The 14,520-nt window shown below is 59.6% G+C and carries 12 protein-coding genes and 1 pseudogene; 5 read left to right on the top strand and 8 right to left on the bottom strand.

The features are described 5' to 3' along the window. Nucleotides 1-5 precede the first annotated feature (5 nt). Both K307_RS49160 and K307_RS05160 read right to left on the bottom strand, forming a co-directional pair. A pseudogene (locus tag K307_RS49160) lies at nt 6-125 on the bottom strand (cupin domain-containing protein); the annotation flags it as partial. A 90-nt stretch (nt 126-215) separates the two neighbouring features. Next, nucleotides 216-1,430, bottom strand: coding sequence for an MFS transporter (locus K307_RS05160; protein ID WP_051974667.1), 1,215 nt, complete (start codon nt 1,428-1,430; stop codon nt 216-218). A gap of 156 nt (nt 1,431-1,586) precedes the next feature. Here K307_RS05160 and K307_RS05165 point away from each other — a divergent pair, with 156 nt between their 5' ends. Beyond that, the gene (locus K307_RS05165; protein ID WP_042881375.1) at nt 1,587-2,552 is read left to right on the top strand and encodes a helix-turn-helix domain-containing protein; all 966 of its coding nucleotides are present in this window, start codon (nt 1,587-1,589) and stop codon (nt 2,550-2,552) included. Nucleotides 2,553-2,644: 92 nt separating this feature from the next. Here K307_RS05165 and K307_RS05170 read toward each other — a convergent pair whose 3' ends face one another. The 4 genes from K307_RS05170 to K307_RS05185 form a co-directional block, all read right to left on the bottom strand. Then, complete coding sequence (locus tag K307_RS05170) at nt 2,645-4,099, bottom strand: amidase family protein (RefSeq protein ID WP_051974669.1); 1,455 nt, start codon at nt 4,097-4,099, stop codon at nt 2,645-2,647. Nucleotides 4,100-4,210: 111 nt separating this feature from the next. Continuing rightward, nucleotides 4,211-5,587 carry an MFS transporter gene (locus K307_RS05175; RefSeq protein ID WP_042876759.1) on the bottom strand — a complete coding sequence of 459 codons (1,377 nt, stop codon included), beginning with the start codon at nt 5,585-5,587 and terminating at the stop codon, nt 4,211-4,213. Between the two features lie 188 nt (nt 5,588-5,775). Then, nucleotides 5,776-6,810, bottom strand: coding sequence for a GlxA family transcriptional regulator (locus K307_RS05180; RefSeq protein WP_042876761.1), 1,035 nt, complete (start codon nt 6,808-6,810; stop codon nt 5,776-5,778). 58 nt (nt 6,811-6,868) lie between these two features. Next, nucleotides 6,869-7,072: a hypothetical protein gene (locus K307_RS05185; RefSeq protein WP_042876763.1), complete on the bottom strand. Its 204-nt coding sequence runs from the start codon at nt 7,070-7,072 to the stop codon at nt 6,869-6,871. 367 nt (nt 7,073-7,439) lie between these two features. Here K307_RS05185 and K307_RS05190 point away from each other — a divergent pair, with 367 nt between their 5' ends. After that, the gene (locus K307_RS05190; RefSeq protein WP_230625499.1) at nt 7,440-8,567 is read left to right on the top strand and encodes an AraC family transcriptional regulator; all 1,128 of its coding nucleotides are present in this window, start codon (nt 7,440-7,442) and stop codon (nt 8,565-8,567) included. A 770-nt stretch (nt 8,568-9,337) separates the two neighbouring features. On the opposite strand, the gene K307_RS05195 is transcribed toward K307_RS05190, so the two are convergent. Together K307_RS05195 and K307_RS05200 are read right to left on the bottom strand one after the other, a co-directional pair. Continuing rightward, entirely contained in the window at nt 9,338-9,793 is a 456-nt protein-coding gene (locus K307_RS05195) for a carboxymuconolactone decarboxylase family protein (RefSeq protein WP_042876767.1), read from the bottom strand. Nucleotides 9,794-9,802: 9 nt separating this feature from the next. Further along, complete coding sequence (locus K307_RS05200; RefSeq protein WP_042876390.1) at nt 9,803-10,219, bottom strand: cupin domain-containing protein; 417 nt, start codon at nt 10,217-10,219, stop codon at nt 9,803-9,805. Nucleotides 10,220-10,306: 87 nt separating this feature from the next. Here K307_RS05200 and K307_RS05205 point away from each other — a divergent pair, with 87 nt between their 5' ends. From K307_RS05205 to K307_RS05215, 3 genes are all read left to right on the top strand, one after another. Beyond that, nucleotides 10,307-11,719 (top strand): PLP-dependent aminotransferase family protein, encoded by a 1,413-nt coding sequence (locus K307_RS05205; protein ID WP_042876768.1) that lies wholly within the window; start codon nt 10,307-10,309, stop codon nt 11,717-11,719. A gap of 184 nt (nt 11,720-11,903) precedes the next feature. Beyond that, nucleotides 11,904-12,890 (top strand): NAD-dependent epimerase/dehydratase family protein, encoded by a 987-nt coding sequence (locus tag K307_RS05210; protein WP_042876770.1) that lies wholly within the window; start codon nt 11,904-11,906, stop codon nt 12,888-12,890. Between the two features lie 104 nt (nt 12,891-12,994). Then, nucleotides 12,995-13,834, top strand: coding sequence for a ferritin (locus tag K307_RS05215; protein ID WP_042876771.1), 840 nt, complete (start codon nt 12,995-12,997; stop codon nt 13,832-13,834). The last annotated feature ends 686 nt before the right edge of the window (nt 13,835-14,520 follow it).

Raw genomic sequence — 14,520 nt, forward strand, 5'->3', positions numbered from 1 at the left:
CTCCCTTACTTGTGGTGGGTGGTCAGTTGCGTGTCGTCTGAATTCACAACGAACACGGCCAGAAGTTTTGCCGGCTCGCTCTTGCTCGCATTGCGGCTCACGAGATGCCGCGAGCCGGGGTTTTCCGTGCCTTGCGCGGTAGCTGCGCCGGCCAGAGCCATGCCGGCGACAGCAACAAGAGAAAGAAGAGCACGCATGTATTTCACTCCATGAGGTCAATCCAGGGCGGATCGGCGCGCGGCATGACCATGAGCCAAGTCACGGCGCCGGTCATGTTCGCGGATGCACGTGCGCGCAATGCACAGGTGCGCAGCCTCGGCGAGAACAAGAGCGATCGCAATCAATCCGGCGCCGACGATACTGAGGTATTGCCGGTCGACGAACAAAAGCACAATGCCCCCGAGAACGCCCGAGCACGCCAGCCCACCGTAGGTAGCCGTATTGTTAAGGGCGAGCAGCAACGGTGCCATTTGGGGCGCGATTTTCACCAGCCGATGCTGTTGCGGCACGATCAATCCCCATCCCACCAGCCCCCAGATAATCAAGGCGGCTGCGGCGGCGACCATATTTGCGGAAGTCCACGGCAGTGCACAGAAATTAAGGATGCCGACGCAAAGCCCCGCATTGATGATCTTGCGGCTCTCGAAGCGATCGACGAGGCGGCCGGCAAGCATGTTCCCCACTGTTGCGGCGCTACCCCAGACCAGCAGCATGCCGGCGAGCACGCGTTCGTCGCCGCCCGTCACCCGGTCCAGCACCAGTCCGGCGTAGGTATAGACCATCAGAAACCCGCCGAAGGCGAACAGGGACGTAAGAAGGGTCAGGGCAACGCGAATATCGCTTAAAGGGGTCAGCCTTTCGCGCAGGGTGATACGCGCAGGCTGAGGAATCGAGCGCAGCATGGTCCACACCCCGATCATCGCAATAAGCCCCTGGAGCGCGACGAACCATAGCGTGATTCTCCAGCTGCCGAACCCACCGATGAACGTGCCGATCGGGGCGCCCAACGCCGTTGCGCCCGCGAGGCCCGCGGTCACCGTGGCGAGCGCTCGACCTCTCCTCTCGGGATCCGCCAGCAACGTGGCAACACCCAAAGCGGTGGGAGAGAACATTGCCGCACCAAGGCCCGCCAGCGCGCGACTGAACAGCACCGTGTTCAAATCGGTTGCCAGTGCTGTGATGGCATTGCCGGCGACGAAGATACCGAGTGCGGATACCAGCAGCAGTTTTCTCGGCCACCGTCCCGCGACAGCCGCCATCACTGGCGCCAGGATTGCATAAGAGAGCGCATAGACGGTGACCATCTGGCCGGCCAGGCTGGCGGTTGTGTGCAGCGATGCAGCTACGCTTGGGAGAATGCCGGCAACAACGAAGTTGTCCGTCCCCATTGCGAACATGCCAAGCGCCAGCATGAGTAGTCGACGATCCATTTGAATGACCTTTACGTGGTTTGGTAGACGTGGCATGGTTAGCGCCGCTTCCCATGACGGTCATTCTGTGTGGATCCCACATAAGCGAACAGTGTCCTGAAGGCCTACCTTCGATATAATCGGGCCATGCGGAAAACAGCATCTTCACCCCGACGCCTGCGCATTGCTGTCGTGGCTTTCGACGGCATGACGCCTTTCCACTTGTCGGTGCCGTGCCTGGTTTTTGGCGGCAATCTTAGTGACCCAGGTGTATCGACTTTTGAGGTGATGGTTTGTGCTGCCGATGAGGTGCCGCTACGCACTTCGGCTGGCTTTACCATCGACACGCCGTACGACCTTGCCGCGTTGAAATCTGCCAACCTGGTGATCATGCCGTCCTGGCACGACGACTGCCGGGAAGCACCGACCGCCTTGCTTGACGCCCTGCGGCAGGCACACCGCCGCGGCGCCAGAGTGGTGGGCTTATGCCTTGGCGCTTTCCCTCTCGCTCAAGCCGGTCTGCTGGATGGCAGAACCGCGACAACCCACTGGGAATGTGTCGCTACGCTGGCGGAACGATATCCGAAGGTAAGCGTGGATCCGGACGTGCTGTATGTCGACCAAGGGGACGTCCTCACCTCCGCAGGCGTCGCGGCCGGCATAGATTGTTGCCTGCATCTGCTACGCCAGATTTCTGGTGCGGAAGTCGCCAACCACCGTGCGAAGAGATTGCTGGTCGCGCCCCACCGGCAGGGAGGACAGGCACAGTTCATCGAACGGCCGTTGCCGGTCACCAACAGCGACGGCCGGCTTTCCCAGGTCCTTGAATGGGTGACGCAGCATTTGGAGCAAGCGCACACGATTGAATCGCTCGCGGAACGCGCGGCGATGAGCCGGCGCAACTTTACCCGCCATTTCCGACAGACGACCGGCACGTCCTTCAAGCAATGGATATTGAGCCAAAGGCTTGCACGTGCGCAGGCGATGCTTGAAGCCAGCGATGCATCGATTGAATTGGTCGCACAGGATGCGGGCTTCGGGACGGCGTTATCCCTGCGACAACATTTCAGGGCCGCGCTTCGCATCTCTCCGTCGGCTTACCGCAGGCAATTCCGGCAAAGTTCTTCAGCGACGAGGCCTTGATCGGCAAAAGAAGCACGTGGCTCCCGTCGCGCATCATGGAATGGCAAGTCGTGAACGCCAAGCGATCTCTTGCGCAAGAGACCGCTTGACCGTTACCAGCGCCCTTCCCATAAGTGATGAATCAATGTTCCGTGGGCCGCCTCGATCATGGCACCGGCGTGCAACAATCGCATTTCGCGGAACGCCGGTGCAACAAGTTGGACTCCGACAGGCAATCCCTGTGACAGCCCTGTAGGAACGTGCAGGCCCGGCAATCCACACACGGCGACAGCCATCAGCGGGCTCTGCACTTCGAGCAAGCGGCGCATTTCTTCGACAGACCCCTGGTCCGCGCCCCACGGCAATGGCGCGCAGCACGATGTAGGCATCAGAACAAGCGGATAGCGCTGGAAAAGGATGTTCCACTGGCGGCGCATGTCATCGCGTGAAGCGATCGCCTTTGCATAACCAGCCAGGCTTGGCTCCGGCGCACAGGCTGCCATGTTGTGTACCGGCGTACTGATGGTCGCGTCGCCAATGGCATCCACGGCGGCGAGCATGCCGAGCCTGCATTCCGTCATGACGATGCTTTCCCATAACTCCATCCCTCGTATCAGATCTGGCAATGCAATCCGCTCGACCGTGTAGCCGGCGTTGGTCAGCGCGGCGGCGGCCGACGAGAGCGCTTGTCGAATCTCCGGGCTGATGTCGATGCCGCCAATTTCGTCCACGAGCGCGACATGTGTCGGCGTCTCATCGTCCTTGTAATTCAGGCGGGCATCGACCCAGACCGGATCCATGCCGCCATCACTGGCCATCGCCTCCAGTGCGAGCCGCGCATCCGAGACAGTGCGCGCCAGGGGACCCTGTGCGGACATCGCCTGAAGTCCAAAGAAGCGCTGTGGCGCAGTGGCCTGGTAGCCAGGGATGCGGCCGGTGGTCGCCCGCAGGCCGACGACACCATTGACGTACGCCGGATAGCGAATCGACCCCGCGATATCGGTGCCATGGGCGATCGGCCCCATCCCGCTCGCCACCGCCGCACCGGCGCCCCCGCTTGAGCCGCCCGAGGTGACTCCTGACGACCATGGGTTTCGAGTACGGCCATAAGCGGGGTTTTCGGTGAACCAGCGGAAAGAATGTGGCGGCGTATTGGTTCGTCCTATGACCACTGCCCCTGCACGGCGCAGGTTTGATACCACGCCACTGTCGGCTTCGGCAATACGATCGAGCCATAGCGGATTGCCATTGCTCGTCGCCTCACCGGCGACGTCAACGTTAAGCTTGATCGAGACGGGCACTCCGGCAAGTGGCCCCAGTGAATCACCCGCCTGTCGCCGCCGATCGAGCGCACCGGCATCCACCAATGCGCGCTCCCTGTCCATATGGACAATGCCGTTGATCACCGGATTGACTGCAGCGATACGCGCGTAGACGCTTTCCACCACCTCGACAGCCGAAACATCCCCTCGACGAACCGAGGCGCTGATTTCCGCGCCAGACCATCGCCACAGATCCTTCGGGCTTTCGATCGTGCAGATGCTAGTTTTTATTTGGTTTACTGACATCGTTTGTTCTCTCGTGTCTGCTGGTAACGTGGCGACCCTTGCGGACGTTGGTGGACACCAAACCACGCGACCCGCATTGTTTTCGCGAGTCAAATCTGCAAGCGTGTAGCCTTAGCCCGCGTTGCAAGCCTGGACCCCTTCTTGCTCCAGGTCCGCAGCGCGGATGGAGGGCGTGCCATCAGATCGGTCAATAAAAGCTACGGCAATCATTGCTATTGCAGCGGGGATTGCCATCAGCAGAAAATTCTGATGCAAAGGAAGTTGCATACCGACCACGGCACCAAGGATGACCGGCGCCGATATCGCGCCGATTCGGCCAACGCCAGAACCCACGCCGATGCCAGTCGAACGAATCGTCATCGGATAATACTGGCCTGCATAAGCGTAGACGACAATCTGCGTGCCAATTGTCGAAGCGCCAGCTACAAACAGAAGGAAATACAGCACCGGCGTTGATGACTTGAACCCCAATAGCGCAATCGAAGTACCTGCCATTGCAAACATGAAAACAAGCACACCGCGTATGCTCATGCGGTCCGCAAGCATGCCACCACCAATTGCGCCGAAGATTCCACCGATATTGAGAATGAGGACAAACGTCAGTGCCGATCCAAGACTATAACCAGCGGTGGCCATGAGCTTTGCCAACCAGGAGCTCAGGGCGTAAACCATGAACAGGCACATGAAGAAAACAATCCAGAACATGATGGTGCTCATGCCCCTTCCATCGCTGAAAAGAGTGCGCAACAAGGCCCCGCCACTTCGGTGTTCGCCAATGACGAATTCATCGTCATGGTGAAACACATAGGTGGAATCCAACTTCGCGCAGAGCTGGCTCAACTCCTTTTTGCGATTGTGCTTGACCAGGTATCCAATCGACTCCGGAAGATACTTCAAGATCCAGGGGACCACCAGTACAGGCGCTGCCGCGGCATAGAAAACGGCTTGCCATCCGTAGGTTCCAATGAGCCCCTTACCGAAGACGGCTGCGATCATGCCACCAACGGAGTAGCCGCTGAACATCACCGTAACCAGCGTCGTCCTGAGCTTGCGTGGCGAATACTCCGTCATCTGGGCCACGACCGCCGGCATCACCCCGCCAATCCCGATCCCGGCAATGAAGCGTGCGATGCCAAAAGCCAATGGATCGCTGGCCAAGCCGGCCATCGCAGTAAACAGACTGAACAAAGACACGCAAAGCGCAATTGCGCGACGCCGCCCGATACGGTCGGCGAGCGAGCCAAGCAGTACCGCACCGCACATCGCACCAAATAGCGCGGAACTCACCATCATGCCCGCACGGGTAGCATCGACATTCATGTCCTTCATCATGGACGGCAGCGCGATACCGGAGACAGCAAGGTCATATCCGTCGAATATAATAATCAACGCACACCATGCCAAAACCAACCCGTGAAAAGAATTGAATCTCGCGTCATCAGCGACTTCAAGTAGATCGATATATCTTCGCTGGCTTCTTTCGCTCACCGCCGTCTCCTGCTATTTTTTTGACAACATACAGAACCGCAAAACATGACTTCATTACCAACACCGAAGCCATCATCCCCGCGGATGGATGCCCACGATCGGGATTCCTGATTTTTGCCGCCGCCTCTTTCCCTGTCGCTGACAAGAACGAGGTATCATCGGGCGAGACAAGTATTGCTAGACCTTCTTCATGCGTTGGCCATCGTGTCGCGATGGCTGCTCTGATCACGCGTCGGAGGATCAGGCAGCCGTCGCGAACCCGAGGCAGGATCCAGAAAGTGCGCACGATAGTCCTGGGGTGAAATGCCCAGATTTCGTCGAAATACAGAACGCATCCGGTGTGCCGTGCAGAATCCACACTCATATGCGATTGCCTTGATTGGCTTGGATGTGGTTTCAAGCAAGCCTCGGGCCGCGTCCAGGCGGGCCGCTTCGACGAAGTCCATCACGCTCATGCCGGACTCACGCATGAAAATTCGCGTGAAATGACGAACGCTCATTCTTGCGACGTTCGCGAGAACCTCAAGGGAAAGGTCTGCGGTGAGATTGGAGAAAACGTACGCTTGAACGCGGGAAACCAATGAATTGGGCTCTACCGATGTATTGAGGTAAGGGCTGAACTGCGACTGCCCGCCTGCGCGATGCGTAAAGAGCAACAACTGCTTGGCAACATTGATGGCTAGCTCTCGGCCATGGTCTCTCGCAAGCAGGTAGAGGCTCATGTCAATTCCGGCTGTGACGCCAGCGGACGTAACGAGCTTGCCGTCCTGGATATACAGTTTGTCAGGGCTTACCACAGCCGATGGACACTCCCTGGCAAGATCGGCCGCATCATTCCAGTGTGTCGTGACATGCTTTCCATCGAGGACCCCGGCTCTGGCCAAGAGAAATGTGCCATTGCAGATCGTACAAACGCATGCCGAGTTCTCGAACGCTGCCCCGAGCCAGGTGTACAGAGAAGGCGAAAAACTCAGTTGGGGCAATGTTGGCCCTCCGGCTATCAGCAACAGGTCATAGGCGCCATCTGAGTCAGAAAATAGACGGTCTGGATGGATTTCCAGGCCGTTGGAGCAACGTATCCGCTCCGGTTCAGTTCCCAGAATTTCAAAGGCGTACTGATCTTCCGAAGAAAGAAAGCGATTGGCTTCCGCAAAGACATCGAGCGGCCCAGAGACATCTAGCCCTTGGACTTCCGGAAACACCAGAACAGCTGCGGTTTTCATGTCAACGCCGACACATCGGGTAAAGCATTCCCTATTTCGGGGCCCTTGTCGTCGGCCTCTACAGAACGTGGCCCGACGCCGTCCCATCGACTGAAGCGGAGCCAGCGTGCTCAAAGCGACCGTCATAAAGCTCGGCAAATCTTCCGCTCCGCCCTGCTTCCTCAAGAACGTCTTGCGGAATCAGTGTGGCGAGGAGATAGGTCGAGTACCCCCCGGTCAGCAGCGCCAGCAGAACATATGTGATGGCAAGTAGCGCGAACATGAACAATCCCGGTCCAGTAGCTTGAAACAAGTGCGCTAAACCGTCCTTCCGAGACGCAGAGCGACACGCGACTTGGCCCGTTGCTAACCCCTACATACCCATACGAGCCTTCAAGGGGAGTTTAGGCGGTAGCGGACGCATCCCTCGTGTCAGACAGCAAACGAATCCGGCCAAAGAGCGGTGGTTTTTGGTCTGCATTGGAGAGATAGCATCTCGCCAGGGCGACTGACTTGACCTCCCGCCAATGACCGCGGCTTTGTCATCCATGCTGCGTCACCCTGGCGCGAGTCGCACGCAGCTCGCCTCTTCCCCCTTAATGCGTCGCTCCGACTGCAAGCATGATTTTGGAATGTTTTAGACTTCAACTATGATTATCTTCAGCCCGGCAGATTTTTGGTCACGTTTGCCGGGCACAACCGATACAGATCCCCTCGAACATCCATCCGCAATGCCGCCCCGCCAAAGTATCGAGAAAGGCCCGTTTCAGGGTCTGCTGGCCGACTACACATTGCTTCGCTCCCAAGACGTTGAGGAGACACAGGGCCGGGTTGCGGCGGTGTTTTGTCCACACGTCTTGCGCGTCGTTGGTGCGCCGCAGCATTTGCACGTCCAGCACAATCTGGTGAAGCTGCATGACACCGCCATCAACTTCCTGTCGTACGGCGCGGACGTAGCGATCGACCCGGGCCGCCTGGGCAGCTTTTACCTCGCGCAGATCCCTGTCGCGGGGCACGCGGAAATCTATTGCGGCGCGCAAAGCGTAGTTTCCGACGTCAAGACAGCCAGCTTGCTCAGCCCGGACACACCAACCCGCATGCACTGGCACCGGGACTGCGCGCAAGTGTTGCTCTGGATAGAGAAGGCGGCGATGGAGCACCGCTTTGCCTTGCTGACCGGGCGCGACCCGGACGGCCCCCTCGCGTTCGATCCGTCGCTGCCCCAGCACACAGGTCTTTCCAGCCCCTGGACGCAAGCTGTACTCGACCTCGCAAGGAATATCGATCAACACGGCACCTACTGGCTGCAATTTCCCGCCGCGGTGGCGTCGATGGAGGACTATCTGTTGCGGACACTGCTCCTGCTTCAGCCGCACACCTATACCCATCTGCTGGCACGCAGCGCCGAACCTGCCAGGCCGCGTCATATGCAGCGGGTCATCGACTACGTCCACGCGAATGCAGACACGACGCTGACCGTCGCAGATCTGGCGCAGATCGCGTGCGTCAGTGTCCGTGCCCTGGAGGAAGGCTTCCGGCGTTATCTCAATACAACGCCGGTCGGGTACTTGCGCGACGTAAGGCTGGACGTCGTGCGACAGGCACTTATCGCCGCAGCGGGAGCCGAGCACGCCTCCATCACGGAGATTGCATATCGGTTTGGCTTTACTCATCTCGGCCGGTTTGCGGCCTACTACAAGAAGCGCTTCGGCGTGTCTCCTTCAACCACGTTGCGCGGCGAGGCAGCGGAACGCCATTTCAGCGATACGCGACGTTGAGGCCTACGGTCTCCCCAGCCTCACCATGACTGGGCAGAGCGCCCTTTGGCATCCTTTCAGTCGTTGATACAACAATAGCGCTGCGCACCGCGGCACTGACACCCTCTGCCCGAGCCCGGTTGGCCAGTGGCTCCTTCTTGCTGCTGCATCGCCGGCTCCTCACCTGACGGTCCGGTTCACCATTCCAGTGGATGGGTCAAGAAATCGACGAGGCGGCCGTCAATACGGGACTCCCACTCCCTGTCTGCGCCATGCGTTACATCCCGATCCGAGACCAGCACCTCGCTATCCTAGCCCGCGACCGCGATGCCTGGAGGGATCGGGCGGAACGACGCTTTGACGTCGAAAGTCTGATTTGGGCCTGCGCCCGGATGCCGCCACTTGCGATCCAGGGGTGGTGGCCGACGCTATCCGGGAGTGGTTCGATAGTTTCGACGAAGGCATTCCGACATGGTGGCTGGCTTCGCAAGATCGATAAAAAAGGGCCGCATCAGGGGCTACCGCACTTGGCCAGCCGCGGCGACCGAGACTGCCTGACTGCCGTCGGCGTCGGCAACTGTTAAGGATTGTTTGATGTCTGCCCTCGTCTGCCGGACTGTGAGAGGCGGTGGCGCCTGTGGGCAGGCGTCGAACAATCCTTAACAGAAGCGGACCTCTGAGTGGAAGCTGCGAACTGCAGCTAAGGGGTTATGTCGTGCCCCCAAGAGAAAAACGCGCATAAAGGCGCGCTTCTCAATTGACTTCACCTGGCACCCGGGGGGGAACACGCATCAGTTTTTCCCAGCCAGTGCGGAGTCGGGTGAGCGGCGGAAGCTGATGGCGAGCCGCTTATAGGCGTTCATCAGGCTGATCGCCATGGTGACGTCAGCGAGCTCTTTCTCGCTGAACGCCGCAGCAGTGACCTTGATATCATTGTCTGGCACGTGGGTGTCCGCCACGCGCGTCACGGACTCAGCCCATGCCAGCGCAGCCTTCTCGCGGTCACTGAACAACGGCCCCGCTTCATGCCAGGCTTGCACGAGCGCAAGCTTCTCGGGCGTCACGCCTTTCTTGATCAGGTCACGGGTGTGCATGTCCAGGCAATAGGCGCACCCATTATTCTGGCTCACGCGCAGATAGACCAGCTCGACGAGGACGTCTTCGAGGCCCGACTGCATGACATAGCCATACACGCCGCCAAATGCCTTCACACCGCCAGGCGCGGCCTTGGTGTAATCCAGTCTCATCTCAAACTCCTACTTGTCGTTGGTCGTCAGTTCCTTGTCGTCCGAATCGACGACAAACACCGCGAGCAGTTTTGCCGGCCTGGTCTTGCTCGCATTGCGGCTCACCGGATGGCGTGAGCCTGGCTCCTCGAAGAAGCTCTCACCCGCCCTGTACACGCGTTCCGGCTCGTCGTTCACCTTGCTGGCGACGCTGCCCGAGACGACGTATGCGTAGATGAATGACGACTTTGCATGGGTATGAGGATGCGAAGCGCCTCCGGGCGGATAAAGGACCTCCACTGCGATGAGCGACTTGCCCGGGATGTTGGGAATCGCCCGGGTGAAGTTCGGCTTGACCGTATCGCCGACGGTGTGAGCGGCGGCAGCCCCGGTGAAGGCCATACTCGTAGCCGCCACGAGAGAGAGAAGAAAGCGTTGAAGTTTCATGTTTATCTCCTGAAAGGCTAGAATCATGCTCTCCCGGAGGTTCATGAAAAAGAACCAAGAATGCAATTTCTTGATGCACCAGACGCTATGCAAATCCTGGATCTGAAACTTGACCGTGCGTCCAAGACTTCGCTGGCGGAGCAGATTCGGCTCGGCATTACCGGTGCAATTGAGAATGGGGTACTCGTTCCCGGTGCCAGACTGCCATCCTGGGTGGATCTTGCCGCACAGCTTGGTGTTGCTCGAGGCACCGTCAAGACTGCATATGAGCGGCTGACCGACGCACAATTGGTCGTTTCATCACGCGCTGGCGGGACCAGAGTCTCGGAGCATGCTGCCGTCGCGAGCCCAATCACGGAACGTGCGCGTTCCATCGAGTCCGATCTGCAATCAGCGCTGTACCAGCATTTCCTGCCCGGGCCTGCGGTCTTTCAAATGGGCGTGCCGGCATCGGACTGCTTTCCGGCAGCATTGTTCTCGCGGCTGCGAGCCCGTGCGGCACGCGACGAAGTCGAAGCGCCTGCAGCGTATCCAGACCCGAGAGGCGAACATGAACTCCGACGAGAGATCGCAGCGCATCTGGCCTTGGCACGCGGCATTGAATGCCAGCCCTCGCAGATTTTCATTACGGCGGGATGTTCAGGAGCGCTCGGTGTGGTGCTGCGAGTGATTCAGGCCGAAGGCCGAAAGGCATGGGTCGAGAATCCGGGATTTTTTCCCAGCCGCAGGGCATTGGAAATTTCCCAGCTCGCAACGGTTCCCATCCCGGTAGACGAAGAAGGCATTGATGTCAGCTACGGCGAAATGCACGCACCAGATGCCGCGGTGGCTTTGGTCACCGCCGGGCAACAAGCGCCACTGGGTCCGACATTGTCGCTCGCGCGCCGAGTGCGAATCCTCGAATGGGCGACACGCGTGAATGCCTGGATCATCGAAGACGATTACCTGGGCGAACTCCAACTGACACGCCGCGCGGCTCCCGCACTGGCGTCACTCGATCGTGCGGGGCGGGTGATTCATATTGGGTCTTTCAGCAAGACGGTCAGTCCGACGCTGCGGCTTGGATTTGTCGTGGTGCCGCCCACCTTAGTAGCCCGATTCGATGAAGCCGTGGCCTGCCTTGCGTCAGCGCCCGGACCGGCAGTGCAAATGGCGACTGCTGAATTCATGCGGGATGGTCACTATATTCGACACTTGCGCCGTATGAAGCGCATTTATGCAGGCCGAAGCAATGCACTGCTGGCTGCGCTGAGATCCAAGGGATTCCAGGCCTATCCGGCCGGACTTGCCGTGGTGATGAGGCTTCCAGATGGCGCCGACGACAAGACGATCGCTCGAGAAGCCTATGCCTATGGACTTGCGCCCGCCCCATTGTCGGGGTGGTATTGCTCGGCGTCTACTCAGCGATCGGGATTACTCCTCGGTGTTGCGACAGCAATTGAACAGCAGGTGCCGACTGCCTGTGATCGCTTGCAACACCTGATCAGGAAGTTCTCCTAGTGCAAAGGCACTGGCAACACATGGGAAGGGTGGTACACGACTTCTTCAGGTTTTTGGTGCTTTTTAAGGGCCCAACAAACGGACACAATGCTTTCACCGAATCAGAACGGGGCGTCACTCCGCTCCGCTGTGTCGTTGGCTTATCGCTGCGCTGCCAGGCTGCGCAGCTCCGAGGAGAAAGCTCATGAAGATTTTCGTTGCAGGCGCCACTGGCGCTATCGGACTGCCGCTTGTGCGCGTACTTCGCGCGCTGAACCATGAAGTCACAGGAATGACTCGCGCCGGCGCCGGCGCCGGCGCCGGCGCAGGCGCAGGCGCAGGCGCAGGCGCAGGCGCCGACAGACTGCGCGAGATCGGCGCCACAGTGTCCTTTGCGGATGCCTTTGACCCGCAGTCTGTTCGGAACGCCATCGAAGCAGCTTCGCCCGACGTGGTTATCGACCAACTTACGTGGCTTCCCGCGAATCCGGCCGACATCATCAAATCGATGCCCAACGATACCCGCCTGCATCGGGAGGGGGGCAGCAATTTGCTGGCCGCTGCCGAGGCAGGGGGCAGCAATTTGCTGGCCGCTGCCGAGGCGCTGGGCGTGAAACGCTATATCGTGCAATCGCGTGGCTTTTACCTGAATGCCCCGCCCGGGGAGCTTGCCGACGAAACGGCCGGGCTTCGCTGTGACGCCCCTGGCGAAATCGGCGAAAGCGCGCGGGTCATCGGCGCGTATGAGGACTCCGTCACGGGCTCGGCCTCGGTGGAAGGCGTGGTCCTGCGCTATGGATTCTTCTATGGTCCTGGCACGTGGTACAGGCCTGACGGAGCCATTGCGGAGCAGGCACGGAGAGGCGAAACGTCGATCATTGGGGACGGCAATGCCGTCTGGTCGTTTGTCCATATCGATGATGCGGTCGCGGCGACCGTTGCTTCGTTGATGGCCGAACCCGGCGTGTACAACGTGGTCGATGATGACCCGCTCCCCGTCGCCAAATGGATGCCAGCATTCGCGCGCTGGGTCGATGCGCCAGAGCCTGCCCGCGTTAGCGTCGTGGAAGCCCGGAAGGCCGCAGGTGACGAAGCGGTCTACTACCATACCTGCCTGACGGGCGCCTCGAACAGTGCGGCGAAGGCGAAGCTGGGGTTCGCCCCGCGGCCGTTGCTATGGAAGGATGCTTGAGCGTGACTTGCCCTCTTGGGATGTCCTCAGGCGAGTGCCCTGAAAAAATTGGGACTCTTGCGAGTCCCATCCCAGATCCGCAACCCCGAGTGGTCGCTTTACCTATGCTTTTCAACGATCTATTCAAGTCCCTCGAAGCCGTCCGCTGGCACATGGACAAGGACATCCCATGGGATTCGTTCGACGCCAGCCTGCTGACCGATGACCAGGCGAAAACCATCCGCATGAATGCCATCACCGAATGGTCCGCCCTGCCGGCCACGGAGATGTTCCTGCGCGACAACCGCCACGATTCCGACTTTTCGGCGTTCATGAGCATCTGGTTCTTCGAGGAACAGAAGCACTCGCTGGTGCTGATGGAGTACCTGCGCCGCTTCCGCCCGGACCTGGTGCCGACCGAAGAAGAATTGCACGCCGTGCGCTTCGAGTTCGACCCGGCCCCGCCGCTGGAAACGCTGATGCTGCATTTCTGCGGCGAGATCCGCCTGAACCACTGGTACCGCCGCGCCGCCGAATGGCACTCGGAACCGGTGATCAAGCACATCTACCGCACGCTGTCCCAGGACGAAGCCCGCCACGGTGGCGCGTACCTGCGCTACATGAAGAAGTACCTGGCCCAGTTTGGCGATCCGGCACGCGCCGCGTTTGCCAAGATCGGCGTGCTGATGGCATCGGCCCGCCGCACGGAAAAGCCGCTGCACCCGACCAACCTGCACGTGAACAAGGCGTTGTTCCCCCACGACACGGTGCAGTCCCGCCTGCCGGATCCGGACTGGCTCGTGCACTGGCTCGACGAGCAGATCCGCTTTGATGAGAGCTGGGAGAAGAAGGTGATCGAGCGGATCCTGCACAACATGTCGCTGCTGTTCGAGGGCAGGTTCGACAGGGTGCAGGACCTGAACCGCTACCGCAAGGAGCTAAGAGTAAGCAGTCAGGCTGGCTAGCAAAGTGGCAGTCGGCCTATTCGAGTGGACGGCTTGTAGGACTCAGTCATCCAAGGGCGGACCGGCTGCTTTTGCGGCAGCTACTGTTGCAGATCGCTATTTCCGCTAATGGCGGTCATTATTTCCGCCAATGTTGAAATTCGAACCCCGTCACCTAACCCTGGGCTGACGCTTCCCAAGCTCACGAAGCACTGCCGAAAGGTTGCGGCAAATGCGTAGCGTGGATGCCGGTGCCGTATTGAGTCTATGGCCTGGGACTTGGCAGACAGCCGTGTGCGGATCTAGCCAATCCTGCTTCCAGCGAGGCGAGAAAACGTCGACTGGATTCAGCACAAGGCAGTCGAAGCAGTATGGGAGCCGATCTCGGTCTGAGACCCATGCCATTGGCGTTTGAAGCGCCGCCAACCTTGGGATACCAACATGGGTCAGTCGCGCGAGGCGGCACAGTGCGTGCTCGTCCATCGGAGGGAATAGATGGATACGTACCAAGGTCGCCAATCTCCCACAACTGGTCAACACTGATCTCATACCTCGCAGCCAGGCGACCGAGCCAACCGCCAAACGCTTCGTCATCGAATGGACGCGGAGCAACAGGCCAAGGCCTGACGCCCTCAGGAGAGCAGGTTCCGAGCTGCATTCTTGTGACTAAGAGACCGTTTCAAAAAGACCCCCGGGGGGCTGTTAAC

This window comes from Cupriavidus necator A5-1, assembly GCF_000744095.1.
Taxonomy (GTDB): domain Bacteria; phylum Pseudomonadota; class Gammaproteobacteria; order Burkholderiales; family Burkholderiaceae; genus Cupriavidus; species Cupriavidus necator_A.